Source organism: Collinsella sp. SGI.184 (assembly GCF_050313415.1).
Lineage (GTDB): Bacteria > Actinomycetota > Coriobacteriia > Coriobacteriales > Coriobacteriaceae > Collinsella.
In genome coordinates, this window is record NZ_JBNPLJ010000008.1 from 1 (window position 1) to 16,441 (window position 16,441).

The following is a 16,441-nucleotide window of genomic DNA, read 5'->3' on the forward strand; positions in this document are numbered from 1 at the left end:
CGGAGTGCGCCTGGGTGTGGGCTCCATAAGGAGCTTGGCCCTAGTGACCCCGCGCAGTTCTGTAGGAAAACCGCGCGCCAGGAAGAGGTGCGTGCGCGGTTTTCCGGTTGCCGCTCGCCTGGGGTGGGACGGGGCGTACATTTTTGGGAGTTTTCAGCAGCCGGGTGCGCATGCATACGGGATTTTGGGCGAAAGTCAGGCGCCGTGAGCCGCATCCTGTAGAAAATGAGTGATCCCTGAGGTGCTGAGGGCTCAGAATCAGGGTTTTCAACGCGGTTTTGTGGGCCCATTCCTGTTCCTTTGGGCTCCAGGATGCTGAAAACTCCAAAATTTGCACGCCGCCCTCTGGGGTACCTGTGGGCAAAAAGCAACCGTCCCGCCGAAGTATGCATTCGACGGGACGGTTTATGCATATACCCGATTAAGGATACGCTGCGGATCTGTTAGAACTTGACGGTCGGTGCCTGGCGGGCAGCTTCGGCGGCCTCGAAGCCCTGGCGCTCCTTAAACTGGAAGATGCCGGCAAAGATAACGGCCGGGAACGTCTGGATGGCGTTGTTGTAGCTGAGCACGCAGTCGTTGTAGCTCTGGCGCGCGTAGCTCACCTTGTTCTCGGTGTCCTCGAGCGTAGCCTGGAGCTGCATAAAGTTGGTGTTCGCCTTAAGGTCGGGGTAGGCCTCGGCCACGGCAAAGAGCTGGCGCAGTGCACCGGTCAGCACGTTGTCGGCTTCCATTTTGGCCTCGGGGGTGGTGGCGCTTACGGCGGTGTTGCGCGCGTTGATCACGGCGGCGAGCGTGTCCTGCTCGTGCTTGGCGTAGCCCTTGACGGTCTCGACCAGGTTGGGGATCAGGTCGTTGCGGCGCTGCAGCTGCGTGTCGATGTTCTGCCAGGCGTTATCGATGCGATTGCGCTTGGTAACCATGTTGTTGTAGATGCCAGCGATGGCGCAGACGATCACAACGACAACAACGATACCGATGATGACGGGGGGAAGCATGATGTCTCCGTTTCGAATGGCAGCGGCGTTTTGCGCCGGCCGTTGTTGGTATAACGTATCTAGTATACCCGCAACCTTTGGCGGTGCCGAACTTTCCGGTAAGCGTTTTGTTTCAACCAGGGAGGGGGCGCCAATATCGAACGGTTGGTACAGGTGTAAGATATGCGACAAATTACGGAATGCTGTCTACGCCTTGAGGATGGCGATACGGATGGACCTTCGCATCAAGAAAACCTATCGTGCCCTGTTCGACGCCTTTACCGAGCTTTTGGAAGAGCATCGGTTTGAGGATTTGACGGTTGCCATGCTTTGCGACCGGGCCCTGATTCGCCGCACGACGTTCTATAAGCATTTTCGCGATAAAAACGATTATTTTGCCTTCTATATCGATGAGCTTATGACGGGCTTGCCGCAAAACCAGACCGACGCAGCGGACGCGGAGCCGCTTGTGGATGTACAGGCGCTTCGCCATGAGGTCTTTGACGATGCCATGAATATGGTACTGGCGCATGAGCAGCTCATGGATAACCTTTTGGCGAGCAGCATGTCGGGCATGCTGACCGGCATGATTTGCGACCGCATCGCGCATTCCATCCGTGAGCGCGTGATGAGCTCGCTTGCCGAAGACGCCCTGGCGCCCGTTTCGCTCGAGACGACATCGGAATTTATCGCCGGTGGCATTATTCGAGTGTTCACAAATTGGTGGGAATCGGGCCACGATCTTGAGCGTCGACCCGAGATGGCCGACGTGGTCGATGCGCTGTTTGAGCGCACCATGACGCCGGTGAATCACTAAGGTGGCGGAGAGAGGGGGATTCGAACCCCCGGAACGCTCTCGCGCTCAACGGTTTTCAAGACCGCCGCATTCAACCGCTCTGCCATCTCTCCGTGAGTCGTAATGATAGCATCGTTTTGAATTTGCAACAGGGAAGGCGAACGATGACGATCACCGAAATCGACGAGAAGTTCATGCGCGAGGCGCTGGCGGAGGCGCGCGCCGCTGCGACAGTGGGCGAGGTGCCGATTGGTGCTGTGGTGGTGCGTGCGGGCGAGATTGTCGCGAGGGCGCATAATCGCCGTGAGCTCGACCAGGACCCTTCGGCACATGCCGAGTTTTTGGCCCTGTGCGCCGCCGCTCAGACGCTTGGGCGTTGGCGCCTTTCCGATTGTACGGTCTACGTGACGCTCGAACCCTGCTGCATGTGCGCGGGGCTTATGGTTAACGCGCGCGTGGGGCGTTGCGTGTATGGCGCGGCCGATGCCAAGGCGGGCGCGGTGGGCTCGCTGTATGACCTCAATGCCGATTCGCGCCTGAACCATCGGTTTAATGTGACCGCCGGCGTGCTGGCAGACGAGTGTCGCAGGGTACTGAGCAGCTATTTTAGTGGGCTGCGTGACACCGATGGTGCTGTCTGCGGTTGTGGGGCCGATCTTGAGGCGCATGTCGCTCATGCCAAGGCACTCACGTGTGCCGAAGATATTGCCGTTGAGGCGGTCGATTTTGGTGTCGCGTGCCGCCGGCCCCGCCGTGTGCTGTTGGCGATCGATTCCTTTAAGGGCAGCGTTTCGAGCGCGCAGGCGGAGGCGGCCGTTGCCGAAGGCGTGTGCCAGGTGTGGCCCGATGTCGAGCTGAGCGCTTTGCCGCTGGCAGATGGTGGCGAGGGAACGCTCGACGCCGTCGCCGCGCGCGGCGGCGAGCTTTTGACCTGCGAGGTTGCAGGGCCCTTGGGCGATCGCGTGTCTGCCCGGATGCTGGTGGACGGCGAGCACGAGTCGGCTGTAGTTGAGATGGCCGAGGCGGCGGGCATCGGGTATTCGCCCTGCACGGAATCGGCGGCGATCGCGGCTTCGACCTATGGCGTGGGCGAGCTCATGCTTCGCGCGGTCCGTGCTGGGGCAAAGACTATCTATATTGGCTTGGGCGGCAGCGCTACCAACGATGGCGGCGCCGGTATGCTGCAGGCGCTGGGCGCGCGCGTGGTCGATGATCAGGGCTGCGATGTCGCCCCCGGTCTTGCGGGTCTCGAACACGTGGTGAGTATCGATTTGGCGCCAGCGCTTTGGGCGCTGAATGGCGTGCGTATCGTGGTGCTTTCCGATGTTGAGAATCCGCTCGTGGGGCGTCGCGGCGCGCTTGCGGTGTTCGGTGGACAGAAGGGTCTGCCGACGGGGGATGCCGAGGCCCTGGGCAAATACGACGGATGGATGGTCGGCTACGGTCGTCTGCTCGATGCGGCGATTTTCGAGATGCGAGCCCAGAAGCTTCTGCGCGCGCCCGAGGGTGCACGGTCATTTGGCTCGGTGCTTGGTGTGCCCGGTGCCGGTGCCGCCGGCGGCTTGGGTGCCGCGCTGCTGGCGCTCGGTGCGGAGCTGCGCTCGGGCGTGGAGACGGTGCTCGATTTGATTGGGTTTGACGAGTGCGTGGGCGATGCCGACCTGGTCATAACGGGCGAGGGCAATATGGACGAGCAATCCGCCGCCGGTAAGGCGCCGGTGGGCGTGGCCCGTCGTGCGAAGCGATATAGCAAGCCGGTGGTCGCCGTCGTGGGCGGTCGTGCCGACAACCTGGATGCGGTGTATGGACAGGGTATCGACTTGGTTCTGCCGGTTTGCCGCAGGCCCATGCCCCTTGACCAAGCGCTCGACCCCCAGGAAGCCACAACCAACCTCATCTGTGCCGGCGAGGCAGCCGCTCGAGCCTACGACCTCGGCCGTATTTAAGTTTATCCAGGCAAGTCTCAATAAGTTGCGGTGGAATAGTTCCTGTTTTTGGCCTTGGGCCGTAAAACAGGAACTATTCCACCGCAACTCAAAAGTAGTCTTTTTGGCCCCGTCCCAAATTAGCTACCTTGCCGTAGCGGGCGGGAGCGGGTAAGATATACCGAGCGCCAAGCGCGTTCGATGGGTTCGGATGACGACATGTTCCGAATCTGGTCAGGTCCGGAAGGAAGCAGCCATAAGGAGCCTCTGTCGGGCATCCGAATCCATCGAGCGCACGGGCGCTTTTTGGTGCCGCGAAGTGGTCCCGGTGCCGGCGGGCTGTTTGGTGTCTCGCTGGTCCTCGGCTTTGCCTGCGGGATTGCTCGACTACCAAACAGCCCGCCGGCACCGGGACCACTTCGTCCAAAAATCACCCGTAGAGGGCGCATTTATCTGAAGAATTGAATCCCGTGTCTTGCGGCGCTCGCTGGCGTTGCCAAAACATCGGCTGCTACATGCCTTGGGCGCTAGTGACCGTCGCCCTTACATCTGTAACGAGTTGCTTACGCATCTCCAGGGCTCGCCGTACTATCATGAATCAGATTGAAGAGAGATGATGATAGGGAGCGCCTTTTTATGATTGAGCTGCTCAGGCGTTTTGGTGGTAAGTTTCGCCGGTATATGGTGATTGGCCCTGCGTGTAAGTTGATCGAAGTGATTTTTGACCTACTTACGCCGCTCGTGATTGCCCAGATGATCGATAAGGGTATTGGCGCACGCGATGTCAACGCCGTCGTCCACTACGGTATGGTGCTCGCCGCCATGGCTGTGATCGGCATCTCGTTTACGCTCGTCTGCCAAAAGATGGCGGCGCTCACCTCGCAGGGCATGGGCACCGACATCCGCGGCGCACTCTACCAGCACATCAATAAGCTGAGCTATGCCGAACTCGATCGCTTTGGCACGCCGTCGCTCATCACGCGCATCACCAACGATGTCAACCAGGTGCAGCTTGCCGTGGCGCTGGGCGTGCGCATGCTCATTCGCTGGCCTTTTTTGGCGGTGGGCTCTATGTGCGCGGCCCTTGCCATCGACCTTAAGCTCGGCGTGATCTTTTTGATTTGCACGCCCGCCATCGGCTTGGTGTTTTGGTTTGTCATGGCGCGCTGCATTCCGTATTACAAGCAGCTGCAGGCAAAGCTCGACCGCATCGCGCTTATCTGCCGCGAGGGCCTTTCGGGTGCCCGCGTGGTTCGCGCCTTTGTGCGCGAAGATCACGAGCGTGAGCGCTTTGCCCAAGCCGCCGACGACCAGGCCCATACTGCCATCGCGGTAGGCAAGCTCTCGTCGATTCTTAACCCCGTCACGTTTTTGATGATGAACCTGGGCGTGTGTGCCATCCTGTGGGTGGGCGGCATCCAGGTCAACGTGGGCGAGCTTACGCAGGGCCAGGTTATGGCGTTCGTCAACTACATGACGCAGACGCTCACCTCCATCGTGTACGTTGCCAACCTGGTCGTGGTCTTTACCAAGGCGAGCGCCAGCGCGTCGCGCATCAACGAGGTGTTCAATTGTGAGCCGAGCATCACCGATGAGGGCAACCAGCCGGTCGCGCTGCCCAAGCCGAGCGAACTGGCAGGTGGCTCGGCTCCAGTCCCCGCGCTGAGCTTGAGCCATGCGAGCTTTTCGTTTGGCGCGGGCGCTGCCAACGCCGTCAACGATGTGACCCTGGAGCTGCCGGCGGGCAAAACGCTCGGCATTATCGGCGGCACGGGCAGCGGCAAGTCCACGCTCGTCTCGCTTATCCCGCGCCTGTACGATGCGAGTGCCGGCAGCGTGAGCGTGATGGGTGCCGACGTGCGCACCTGGCCGCTCGACCAGCTGCGCCGTGTGGTTGCGACCGTTCCGCAACGTGCATCGCTGGTGAGCGGCACTATCCGCAGCAACCTGACCTGGCGCGACGAGGCGGCAACCGACGAGGAGCTGTGGGCGGCGCTCGATATGGCGCAGGCCAGCGAGTTCGTACGCAACAAGCCGCAGGGCCTCGATGCCCCGGTCGAGGCGGGCGGCAAGAACTTTAGCGGTGGCCAGCGTCAGCGCCTGACCATCGCACGTGCCCTGGTGGGCTCTCCGCAGATCCTGATCATGGATGACTCCGCCTCGGCGCTTGACTTTAAGACCGACGCAGCGCTTCGCCACGCCATCCGCGAACGAAGCGTGTGCGGTACCGCCGAGGGCGGGCTGCCGCTGACGACCATTATCGTGAGCCAGCGCGTCTCGACCGTGCGCGACGCCGACGTGATTTGCGTACTCGACCACGGCTCGGTCGCGGGCTTGGGCACGCACGATGAGCTGTATGCAAGCTGCCAGCTCTACCGAGAGATTTGCCAGTCGCAACTTCGCCGCGAGGAGCTCGAGGGTCAGCAGGGGAGTACGGCGCCCACGCCCGCTCCAAGCCCCGCGCCCGTCCCAGGCGCCCCGACCGCCCCCGCATCCGTCTGCGCAAGGGAGGGCTGCTAAATGAATCCCTACACTTCCTCCGGTTCGGTCGCCACGATGACGGCCAACGTGTCCGGCAACGATAACCTCAACGACCTGGGCGACGGTCCGCGCCAGCCCGGCGATCCCGAGCGCTATCCCGTGGGTGCGGTGACCCGCCGCCTGCTGGGCTATGTTCGTCCGCACCGCATTTCGTTTGTAGCGTCGTTTGTGAGTGCCGCCGCTTCGGTGATCTTGCAGCTCTACACGCCCATCCTCGTCGGCGAGGGCATCGACCTGATCGCCGCCGCCGGGCAGGTGGATTTCGACGCGCTGCTGCCGCTTGTCACCAAGCTCGCGATTGTCGTCGTAGGTGCTGCGGCTTTCCAGTGGCTGCAGGGCTACTGCGTAAACCGCCTGTCCTACGAGACGGTGCGCGACATGCGCGTGGAGGCGAGCGACAAGCTCAGCCGCATGCCGCTCAGCTTTATCGACAGCCACGCCCACGGCGACCTCATGAGCCGCGTGGTTAACGACGTCGATCAGGTGGGCGATGGCCTGCTGCAGGGGTTTACCCAGCTTTTCACCGGCGTTATCACCATCGTGGGCACGCTCGCGTTTATGCTTTCCATCAACCTGACCATGACGCTCGTGGTGGTGCTCGTCACGCCGCTTTCCATTTTTGCAGCCGGTGCTATTGCCAAGCTCTCCAACAAAAGCTTTACGGCACAGCAGCGCATCCAAGGCCAGCTCGGTGGTCATATCGAGGAATACGTGGGCGAGCAGAAGCTTGTCGACGCCTTTGCCTATGGCTCCAACGCGCAAGCGAGCTTCGATGCCCTCAATGCCGAGCTCTACACCGCGGGCGAGCGCGCGCAGTTTATGGGTTCGCTCTCCAACCCCGGCACGCGCTTTATCAATAACATCATCTATGCCGTGGTCGCTGTGATCGGCTGCGTGGGCGTGATCACGGGCGTGCCGGCGGCGCTTACGGTGGGCGGCGTGCAGATCTTTCTGTCCTATGCTAACCAGTACACCAAGCCGTTCAACGAGGTCACCAACGTCATTACGCAGATCCAGACGGCGTATGCCTCGGCGCGCCGCATGTTTGCGCTGCTCGATGCGCGCGAGCAGGAGCCCGACGCGTCGGACGCTGTAGAGCTTGCCGCACCGCAGGGCGAGGTCGCCTTTGAGCATGTGGACTTTAGCTACGTGTCCGACCGCAAGCTGCTGCAGGATATCTGCATCGAGGCCAAGCCCGGCATGCGCTTTGCCCTGGTCGGCCCTACGGGCTGTGGCAAGACAACGCTCATCAATTTGCTGCTGCGTTTTTATGATATCGATGCCGGCCGCATTGCGGTCGATGGCCGTTCCTCGCGTGACTACACGCGCGCAAGCCTGCGCCGTGCCTTTGGCATGGTGTTGCAGGATACATGGCTGTTCGAGGGCACGGTGGCAGATAACATCGCCTACGGCTGTCCCGATGCCACGCGCGAGCAGGTTATCGAAGCTGCCAAGCGCGCGCATGCGCACAAGTTTATCGTGCAGCTGCCGCAGGGCTACGACACGGTGATTGGCGAGGACGGCGGCACGTTTAGCCAGGGTCAAAAACAGCTGCTGTGCATCGCGCGCGTCATGCTCACCGATCCGGCGATCTTGCTGCTGGACGAGGCGACCTCGAGCATCGATACCCGCACCGAGCTGCAGGTACAGGCGGCATTCGACGAGCTCATGGCCGGTCGCACAAGCTTTGTGGTGGCGCACCGCCTGAGCACCATTCGCAACGCCGACTGCATTCTGGTGATGCGCGACGGCGAGATTATCGAGCGCGGCACACACGACGAGCTGCTGGCGGCAGACGGCTTCTATGCCGATCTTTACCGCAGCCAGTTTGCCCAGTAGGGGCACCGATTAGCGGCAGGTGGTTTACATCTGTCACGTTGGTACTAAGATATTCATCTAATAAATTGCATTAGTGGCTTTAGTTTTGGGGGAAACGAGGCAACGTGACTATGACGTGCTCTTTGGTGGTTAACAGCAAGAGCGGTAATACCAGGATGGTTTCGGGCGCGATCAAGCGTGCTCTGCAGGCTGCGGGTGTTGAGTTTGTCCATGCCGCGGCGTTGAGCGACGATGCGGATGCAGATCAGGTTGCGCTCGAGGCGCAGGGCGCCTGCGCGGCCGACACGGTGCTCGTCGGTTTTTGGTGTGACAAGGGCGCGTGCGCGCCTTCGGTCGCGGCGTTGCTCTCCACCTTGCACGGCAAGCGCGTCTTTTTGTTTGGCACCTGCGGTTTTGGCGCCGACCAGAGCTATTATCAGCAGATTATCGATCGCGTGACCTCCAATTTGGCCAATGATGCCGAGCTTGTTGGCTGGGCGATGTGCCAGGGCAAGATGGGCCCTGCGGTCAAGCAGCACTACGAGGCCATGCTCGAGCAAGATCCCGACAACGCCCGCGCTAAGTTGCTGCTCGACAACTGGGTTGCCGCGAAGGACCATCCGACCAAGGAAGATCTGGACAACATGGCGGCAGCCGCCAAGAAGGCCGTGCTGGGCGAGTAGGTCTATCGCTGCCGCGCGTGCGAAATAATACAGAAGCGAAAGCCTCGAAATCCTCGAGGCTTTTTTCTTGACACTCGCGGGTGCAACCGTGGCAAGCGTTTGGCGAGCGCAGTTTCTCTTCAGCCCACTCAACCCGCAACGGGTGAGGGGCGGCGGCAGGCGAAGGCACGGGAAAGGTCTGTCGCGAGTTCCGCACGCAAAGGGGGCCACTTAATGTGGCCCCCGTCTTGCGCAGGACTGTTTGAGCAGCAGACCTTTCCCGTACCTCCGCCTGCCGCCGATTCGGGCCCCCGACCCCGTTACTTGATCCCCGCTACTTGATCTTGGTCGTACCCGGCGCCAGGTTGGGGTCGGTCTCGTTGGCCTCGGTCTGGAGGTGTTCGGTGTACACGTTCTTGCCGTCGCGGAACATCTCGTAGTACTGCATCTTGGCGTAATCCTCGCGCGCCTTGGTGGCCGCTGCGGCGACGGTGTCTTCGCCGGTGACGTTGGAGGAGAGCGCCCAGCGCAGGCTAGCGTCCTCGTAGCCCACCGAGTTGATGGCGGGCAGCGACTTGCGCAGCGTCATGTGCGCTTTCTGGTAGTCGGTCAGTGGTGCGCCGATCAGCTGCATCAGCTGGGTGGACAGGTAGTTGGTGGACAGGTCGTCGACCTCGCTTGTCTGGTCGCAGCCGGCAACGTCGTAGTTGGCCCAGATGATGTAGTCGGTCTGCCACAGGCGCTCCTGATGCGTAGCGTCGTCCTCGCCGGTAAACCACTTATCGTTGAACTTGGACGGGAAGAACGGCTGATGGTCGCCCCAGAACACCACGACCACCTTGCGGTCAAGATTGCGCAGGGCATTGAGGAAGTAGCGCAGCGCCTGGTCGGACTGCTCGATGCACGAGACGTACTCGTCGACATCGGAGAGTGTGCCGTCCTCGATGGTCTTGGCGTCCAGATCGGTCGTGTCGATGTTCAGGTGCATCTGCTTATCTGCCGGCAGCAGGCCCGTATCGTAGCCCGAGTGGTTCTGCATGGTCACGTCAAAGATGAACTGCGGGTCGGCGTTCTGGTTGAGCAGCTCAAGGATTTTGTCGTAGGTTGCCTGGTCGGTCACCATGCCGCGCAAGGTGTCGGCTCCCTGGAAGTCGTTGATAGACAGGAACTGGTCAAAGCCAAAGTCCTTGTAGACGTTCTCACGGTTCCAGTTGGTTGCGTGGTTGGGGTGCATGGCCGTTGTGGAATATCCGAGCGACTTGAACTGCTCTGCCAGGTTTCCGGTCGTTTCCATGTTGTAGATGGTGTAGGGGTACACGCCCGAGCCCAGGTTGGCCATGGAGTTGCCGGTCATAAACTCAAACTCGGTATTGGCGGTGCCGCCGCCGTAGGCGCTCACGTAGAGCTTGCCGCGGCTGAGGCAGTCGGACAGGTTCTTAAAGTACTGCGGGCCCTCGTAGCCGGCGTGCATCTCCTGATAGATCGAAAGATCCGAGAAGGTCTCGTTCATAATGGCGATGACCGTGGGCTTCTCGCTATCGAACTGCTCTTGGGCGGCGGTACGGGCGTCGCTTGTGGCGGCATCGGACTTGTCATAGGCCTTGGCATACTTTTTGAGCGTTGCCTTGGCGTCGTCGGCGGAGTAGTTGGCGGGTTTGGGCGGCTTGATGGACTGTGCCGCACTAATAAAGGCAGGAAGATAACCCTCGCGCCAGTAGCTCTCGAGCGGGCGCCAGGTGTAGACGGTGATGCCGAGGGTGTTGTAGTAGTCGATAAGCGTGACATGCGCGGTCACGCCGCCCAGGCACAGCACCGCCACGAGCAGGTTGGTGAGCAGCATGCGCTTGGCGTTGGCGGCACCCTTCTGACGGTGCGGTGCTACCAGGCCGGCGTACTCGCATAGCAGCATGGCGATGGCGGTAAAGCCCATGGACAGCACGCAGAACAGCGAGATCGAGTAGGTGTAGCCGTTGCCGGCGACCGCGGCGGCGGTGGAGATGGCCGAAAGGTCGCCCGGCTGGATGGGCATGGATTTAAACGTGATGACGAAGAACTCGGCAATGCCCAGGATAAAGAGGGCGAAGGCCAGGGCGGCGGGAGCTGCGCCGCGGCGCTGGAACAGGAAGAACAGGCCGACCATGAGCGTGGTGATGATGGCCCACTCGAGCAGTATGCACAGGGGGTAGACCCAGGTAAAGTCGTGGTTGGACGAGACCTCCATGCCCAGCAGCGCAAAGACGCCGGCGAGCAGCAGGCACAGCACGGCGGCGACGAGCGGTTTGCCCACAAAGGCTCCGCGCAGACGGGCGAGCTTGCCGGTGGGGGCGGGGGCGTCGGGCGCGGCGAACGCAAAGACGCGCGGGGCGATGCGGTCGCGTGCGATGCTGGCCCAGGCGCAGCCGGTGAGGATGGCGTTGGTCAGGATGAGCATCACAAAGGCGAGCGGCTCGTTTTGGGCGACGAGGCCCATGGCGCCCCAAATGGTCAAAAAGACCTGGAACAGACCGAAGGCGACGCTCCATCCAAGAGCGCCCTTGGCAACGGTGCCCGACTGCGCGCGAATGGCCTTGGCCTCGCGCAAGACAAGGAAGACGGTCGCCGCAAGACCGACGAGCGAGATGGCGGCTGCGAACATGCTGAGACTCCTCACAAACTTAAAACTACGAAAGCGGGGGTTTACCCGATTGTTACCAAGATATGCGCTGCGATTGGTGGCTGCGCACAACAACCAGCCATATTAGCGCGCATGTGTGGCGGTGTGGCGCAATGTAGTGGCGACCTGCGCGATAATGGACGGGAATTACACGGAAACGTAAAGGCTTCTTAAAGAAATGGCGAGGTTAAGGCGATGAACGAGCAGGTTTGTATGACGAGTGCGGGCGACGTGGGCGCTGGCATGGGCGCGGGCGGCTATCCGGTCGAGACCACGGGCAACGCGGTGCTGGACACGTTGGAGCACCGTTCGTCCACGCGCGCTTTTGCGCGCGATGACAACGACCGTCCCGTAGCGGTGACCGACGAGCAGCGGGCGGCGATTCTGCATGCGGCGAGCCGCGCGCCGTCGGCAGGCGCCATGATGATGTATTCCATCGTGAGTATCCGCGAGCAGACAACGCTCGATCGCCTGGCCGACCTGTGCGACCACCAGCCCATGATCGCCAAGGCGCCCTGGGCACTTATATTTGTGGTCGACTATGCCAAGTGGATCGATCTGTTTGAGCACGTGGGTTGCTTTGAGCCCGAGTTTGTCGAGCGCACGGGCAAGGCGCCCCGCCGCGCGCCGGGTTTAGGCGACTTTGCCATCGCGGTGCAGGATGCCGTGATCGCTGCCCAAAACGCCGTGGTCGCCGCCGAGTCCCTGGGGCTGGGGAGCTGCTATATCGGCGATGTCGTCGAGAACGCCGAGGAAGTTGCTGCGCTGCTGGACTTGCCGCCCTATACCATGCCGCTGTCGATGCTCATCATCGGCACGCCCCGCAAGGAGCGCCCGGCGATTGCGCATCCCGTGGTGAACCTGGTGCACGAGGAGCGCTATCGGCGCGCCGATGCCGCGACCATGGATGCGCAGGTGGCCGAGATGGACGCGATGTTCCGTCCGCATGCCCGCGAGGTGGGGGAGCGCGTCGTGGATATCTACACCCGCAAGCACACGAGCCCCTTTATGGCCGAGATGAGCCGATCCATGGAGTGGTGGTTCAAAAACTGGCTCGGAAAATGACGAATGTGACAAAGGGACAGTCCCTTTGTCACATTCCATATCGCTGCGGTGGCCTAAAGGCCGTATAAATGTTTATCTAGCTGGGAAAACAGTGCATTAAAACATGGGACGATTATCTATAATCCCCTCGAACGTTAAAGTTGGGAGGAAACCGGCTTATGGAACAAAAGGCCAAGGAGGCAGCCTCGCACGCTGCGATTCCTGTGAGCATCTCGGCGATGCTCGTCACGCTGGGCGTGGTGTATGGCGATATCGGCACCAGCCCCATGTATGTAACCAAGGCGCTCGTTGCCGGCAACGGCGGCATCGGAAGCGTCACGGAGGAGTTCGTGCTCGGCGCACTCTCTCTTGTCGTGTGGACGGTCACGCTGCTGACGACCGTCAAGTACGTGCTCATCTCGCTGCGCGCCGACAACCATGGCGAGGGTGGCATCTTTGCTCTGTACAGCTTGGTTAAGCGCTGCGGCAAATGGCTCATCATCCCCGCCATGCTGGGCGGCGCGGCACTGCTCGCCGATGGCATCCTCACGCCTGCCGTTACCGTGACTACGGCTATCGAAGGCCTGCGCACCATTCCGGCAGTCCATGCCGTGCTGGGCGACGATCAGGCCCGCGTCGTGGCCATCACGCTTGCCATCATCATTGCGCTCTTCTTGGTGCAGCGCATCGGCACGGCCAAGATCGGCCACGCCTTTGGCCCCATCATGACGCTGTGGTTCCTGTTCCTGGGCGGCACGGGTCTGTTCTTTGTCTTCCAGCACCCCGCCGTGCTGCTGTGCCTCAACCCGGTGCGCGGCATCGCCTTTTTGTTGAGCCCCAACAACCATGCGGGCATCATGATTCTGGGCAGCTGCTTCCTCGCCACCACCGGTGCCGAGGCGCTCTACTCCGACATGGGCCACGTGGGCCGTGGCAACATCTACGCAACCTGGCCGTTCGTTAAGTGCTGCTTGCTGCTGTCCTACATGGGCCAGGGCGCGTGGCTTATCAACAACGCCAGCAACCCGGAGCTCATGGGTATCGCCGACCTCAACCCCTTCTACCAGATGCTCACCCCGGGCCTGCGTCCCTTTGCCGTCGGCCTTTCCACCGTCGCGGCCATCATTGCCTCGCAGGCGCTCATCACCGGCGCTTTCTCGTTGGTGTCCGAGGCCAGCCGCCTGGACCTCATGCCGCACATGCAGGTCTTCTATCCTGCCGAGACCAAGGGCCAGCTCTATATTCCCATGGTCAACAACGTCATGCTTGTGGGCTGCGTCATCGTGGTGCTGCTGTTCCAGAGCTCGGCGCACATGGAGGCCGCCTACGGCTTGGCGATCACCCTGACCATGATGTGCACGACGGTGCTGCTCTTCTTCTACCTGCATGTTGATCGCGGCCTTAAGGTCGTCCCGTATATCTTCGTTGCGTTCTTCCTTTTGCTCGAGGGCTTCTTCTTTGTGAGTTCGCTCACCAAATTTTTCCACGGTGGCTATTTCACTATTCTTATGGCCATGCTCATCATGGGCGTTATGCTGTGCTGGTACAACGGCACGGCGGTCGAGCGGCGTCAGTTTACGCTGCTGCCGCTGCGCAGCTATCTGCCGCAGCTCAAGCGCCTGCGCGACGACGATCGCTATGAGCTTATGAGCGACAACATCGTGTACCTGACCAAGGACACCAATACCGACTACATCGACCGCGATATCGTCTACTCGATTCTGGACAAGCATCCCAAGCGCGCCCGCGCCTGGTGGTTCGTGAACGTCGAGACCATGGACGAACCGCATACCTTTGCCTATTCGGTCGAGACGTTTGGCACCGACTATGTTTTCCGCGTGCATCTGTACCTGGGCTACAAGGTTAACCAGCGCGTGAACGCCTACCTGCGCCAGGTTGTTCAGGATCTGGCCGCCACTGGCGAGCTGCCGCCGCAGATGCATGACTACTCGGTCTACAAGGATCCGGGCAACATCGGCACGTTTAAGTTCGTCATGATCCGCAAGCTCCTGGCGCCCGAGAGTGACGTGGAGCCGAGCGAGCGCACGGCCATCACGCTCAAGTACATCATCCGCCGCTTTGCCGGTACGCCGGCGCGCTGGTATGGCCTGGAGAACTCCAACGTGAGCTTTGAGTATGTGCCGCTGTTCACCAAGTTCAAGGCTGTGAACAAGATGCAGCGCCTGGCCCCCAACGAGCGCCCGTAGTCGCCGACCGGTTGCATGGAGTTGGTCTTCGATGGACAGGAGTGTGCGCCCTGCTCGCGCACATGCTGTTTGTCTAACGACCGCAGACTGCAAAGGCTATACACTTGGAACCACCACAAGGGAAACCACCACAAAGGTGCTGTCCCCTCTGTGGTGGTTTTTGTTTTTAAGAGAGGGGCGGGGTGCCGATGGACGTCCGTGCGGACGGCGATATTGCCGATAGCTTTTGGTGGCGGCGCACAACGCTGACACGTCGCAGCCCTCTGTATGACGCCTGCGTATCGGCGGGGCTGCTGATCGCGGCGACGATTGTGGGTGCGCTGCTCGACCATCCTGGTCTCGCGCCGAGCATCATGATCGTCTATGTGTTCGCCGTGCAGCTGTGCGCATTCTTTACCTGGAGCCGCCTGTATTGCCTGCTGAGCTCGGCTGCCGCCGTAGCGCTCTACAACTTCTTGTTTGTCGACCCGCGCTGCTCGCTATCGTTTATCGACCGCGTCTATCCCGGCATGTTCTTCATCATGTTTGTGGTCTCGCTTGTGTCGAGCTCGATTGCGTTGGCCCTGCGCCGCGCCTTGGCACAGGCTGCCGCCAGCGACCGTCGCACGCATATGGTGCTCGAGACCAACCGCATGCTGCAGCGGTGTCCCGATCAGCAGCAGATTGTGCATGCCATGGCAACGCAGCTGGCGCGTCTTTCGGGCTGTCCGGTCGTGTGGTACAGCGCCGACGCCGACGATGATGACTTGCTGCCGCGTGCGACGTACACGGCCGTGGGTGACGCCGCGCCGGTGCACCAGCTGACGCCCCAAATGCCGCCGCGGCTCTCTGCGTCCGCCTATGTGGGAACGCCGCTCGATGCCACCTATGGCGGCTCGGCGTTTTATGGCATCTACCTGACGGTTTGCACGGGCGACGGCTTCGTGCGCTCGGGCGACCCCGCCTCGGTGGTGGGCGTGCTGGCTATCGTTGCCGAGCCCGACATGCTGACGCACGAGGAACGGACACTTGCCGACGCCATCGTGAGCGAAGGCGAGCTGGCACTCGATCGCGCCCGCGCCATGGAGGCCCGCGAGGAGGCGGCGGTGCTCGCCAAAAACGAACAGCTGCGCGCCAATCTGCTGCGCTCCATCTCGCACGATCTGCGCACGCCGCTTACCAGCATTTCGGGCAATGCCGACGTGCTACTCGACCAGGGTTCGACCGGCACGGCCGTGCTCGATAGCCAGACGCGCCGCAGCATGCTCCTTTCCATTCGTTCGGATGCGCAATGGCTCAACGCCACCGTCGAGAATTTGCTCGCCATCACAAAGCTCGAGGGCGGCGGCATGCATCTGTCGACCACGCTCGAGCTCATGGACGATATCGTCGAGGAGGCGCTGCGCCACGTGAATCCGGCTGTACGCGAGCACGATCTTAAGGTGGTGCCGTGCGACGAGCCGGCGCTCGTCAACGTCGATGCGCGCCTGATGGTGCAGCTGGTGGTGAACCTGGTGAACAACGCTATTGCCTATACGCCGCCCGCCTCGCATATCGTGATCTCGATTATGGCGAACGATGGACAGGTGGCATGTTCCGTCGCCGATGACGGTCCCGGTATTGCGCCCGAGGAGCAGGGCCGGATCTTTGAATCGTTCTACACTGTCAACCATGGCTTGGCTGATAGCCATCGCAGCGTGGGCTTGGGACTTTCGCTCTGTCGATCCATTATGTTGGCGCATGGCGGTAGCATAGAGGTTGCCGCGGCGGACCCGCACGGCTCGGTCTTTACGATTGGGCTTCCCGCCGCCGACGTTTCGTTTGATAAGGAGTAACGCT

The 16,441-nt window shown here is 61.3% G+C and carries 10 protein-coding genes, 1 tRNA gene and 1 other RNA gene; 9 read left to right on the plus strand and 3 right to left on the minus strand.

All coding sequences use genetic code 11. From position 1 onward, the window contains the following. Nucleotides 1-443 precede the first annotated feature (443 nt). Nucleotides 444-998 (minus strand): LemA family protein, encoded by a 555-nt coding sequence (locus tag ACQRAJ_RS04055; protein WP_154517837.1) that lies wholly within the window; start codon nucleotides 996-998, stop codon nucleotides 444-446. Between the two features lie 211 nt (nucleotides 999-1,209). Between ACQRAJ_RS04055 and ACQRAJ_RS04060 the strand changes: the two genes are divergently transcribed. Beyond that, nucleotides 1,210-1,794 (plus strand): TetR/AcrR family transcriptional regulator, encoded by a 585-nt coding sequence (locus ACQRAJ_RS04060; protein ID WP_427747789.1) that lies wholly within the window; start codon nucleotides 1,210-1,212, stop codon nucleotides 1,792-1,794. Between the two features lie 2 nt (nucleotides 1,795-1,796). Here ACQRAJ_RS04060 and ACQRAJ_RS04065 read toward each other — a convergent pair. Next, a tRNA-Ser gene (locus ACQRAJ_RS04065) sits at nucleotides 1,797-1,886 on the minus strand. Between the two features lie 51 nt (nucleotides 1,887-1,937). On the opposite strand from ACQRAJ_RS04065, the gene tadA reads away from it, so the two are divergent. From tadA to bilS, 5 genes are all read left to right on the plus strand, one after another. Beyond that, nucleotides 1,938-3,719: a tRNA adenosine(34) deaminase TadA gene (gene tadA / locus ACQRAJ_RS04070; protein WP_427747790.1), complete on the plus strand. Its 1,782-nt coding sequence runs from the start codon at nucleotides 1,938-1,940 to the stop codon at nucleotides 3,717-3,719. Between the two features lie 177 nt (nucleotides 3,720-3,896). Beyond that, an RNA gene (gene ffs, locus ACQRAJ_RS04075) (signal recognition particle sRNA small type) lies at nucleotides 3,897-3,992 on the plus strand. Between the two features lie 342 nt (nucleotides 3,993-4,334). Beyond that, nucleotides 4,335-6,218, plus strand: coding sequence for an ABC transporter ATP-binding protein (locus tag ACQRAJ_RS04080; protein ID WP_427747791.1), 1,884 nt, complete (start codon nucleotides 4,335-4,337; stop codon nucleotides 6,216-6,218). Continuing rightward, nucleotides 6,219-8,078: an ABC transporter ATP-binding protein gene (locus tag ACQRAJ_RS04085; protein WP_427747792.1), complete on the plus strand. Its 1,860-nt coding sequence runs from the start codon at nucleotides 6,219-6,221 to the stop codon at nucleotides 8,076-8,078. It abuts the gene before it with no gap. Nucleotides 8,079-8,188: 110 nt separating this feature from the next. Further along, nucleotides 8,189-8,740: a flavodoxin family protein BilS gene (gene bilS, locus ACQRAJ_RS04090; RefSeq protein WP_427747793.1), complete on the plus strand. Its 552-nt coding sequence runs from the start codon at nucleotides 8,189-8,191 to the stop codon at nucleotides 8,738-8,740. Between the two features lie 313 nt (nucleotides 8,741-9,053). Here the strand turns inward: bilS and ACQRAJ_RS04095 are convergent, their stop codons facing one another. Further along, a complete protein-coding gene (locus ACQRAJ_RS04095; RefSeq protein ID WP_427747794.1) occupies nucleotides 9,054-11,354 on the minus strand; it encodes an LTA synthase family protein in 2,301 nt (766 codons plus the stop codon). Between the two features lie 213 nt (nucleotides 11,355-11,567). Between ACQRAJ_RS04095 and ACQRAJ_RS04100 the strand changes: the two genes are divergently transcribed. The 3 genes from ACQRAJ_RS04100 (at nucleotide 11,568) to ACQRAJ_RS04110 (ending at nucleotide 16,437) form a co-directional block, all read left to right on the plus strand. Next, nucleotides 11,568-12,437, plus strand: coding sequence for a nitroreductase family protein (locus ACQRAJ_RS04100; protein ID WP_427747795.1), 870 nt, complete (start codon nucleotides 11,568-11,570; stop codon nucleotides 12,435-12,437). 158 nt (nucleotides 12,438-12,595) lie between these two features. After that, on the plus strand, nucleotides 12,596-14,623 hold the full coding sequence (locus tag ACQRAJ_RS04105) for a KUP/HAK/KT family potassium transporter (RefSeq protein WP_427727659.1): 2,028 nt from the start codon (nucleotides 12,596-12,598) through the stop codon (nucleotides 14,621-14,623). Nucleotides 14,624-14,811: 188 nt separating this feature from the next. Next, nucleotides 14,812-16,437: a sensor histidine kinase gene (locus ACQRAJ_RS04110; RefSeq protein ID WP_427747796.1), complete on the plus strand. Its 1,626-nt coding sequence runs from the start codon at nucleotides 14,812-14,814 to the stop codon at nucleotides 16,435-16,437. Nucleotides 16,438-16,441 lie beyond the last annotated feature (4 nt).

Bases quoted from the DNA above. Each gene is read 5' to 3' on its own strand.
- ACQRAJ_RS04055 (WP_154517837.1), bottom strand. From the start codon at position 998: ATGCTTCCCCCCGTCATCATCGGTATCGTTGTTGTCGTTGTGATCGTC.
- ACQRAJ_RS04060 (WP_427747789.1), top strand. From the start codon at position 1,210: ATGGACCTTCGCATCAAGAAAACCTATCGTGCCCTGTTCGACGCCTTT.
- tadA (WP_427747790.1), top strand. From the start codon at position 1,938: ATGACGATCACCGAAATCGACGAGAAGTTCATGCGCGAGGCGCTGGCG.
- ACQRAJ_RS04080 (WP_427747791.1), top strand. From the start codon at position 4,335: ATGATTGAGCTGCTCAGGCGTTTTGGTGGTAAGTTTCGCCGGTATATG.
- ACQRAJ_RS04085 (WP_427747792.1), top strand. From the start codon at position 6,219: ATGAATCCCTACACTTCCTCCGGTTCGGTCGCCACGATGACGGCCAAC.
- bilS (WP_427747793.1), top strand. From the start codon at position 8,189: ATGACGTGCTCTTTGGTGGTTAACAGCAAGAGCGGTAATACCAGGATG.
- ACQRAJ_RS04095 (WP_427747794.1), bottom strand. From the start codon at position 11,354: ATGTTCGCAGCCGCCATCTCGCTCGTCGGTCTTGCGGCGACCGTCTTC.
- ACQRAJ_RS04100 (WP_427747795.1), top strand. From the start codon at position 11,568: ATGAACGAGCAGGTTTGTATGACGAGTGCGGGCGACGTGGGCGCTGGC.
- ACQRAJ_RS04105 (WP_427727659.1), top strand. From the start codon at position 12,596: ATGGAACAAAAGGCCAAGGAGGCAGCCTCGCACGCTGCGATTCCTGTG.
- ACQRAJ_RS04110 (WP_427747796.1), top strand. From the start codon at position 14,812: ATGGACGTCCGTGCGGACGGCGATATTGCCGATAGCTTTTGGTGGCGG.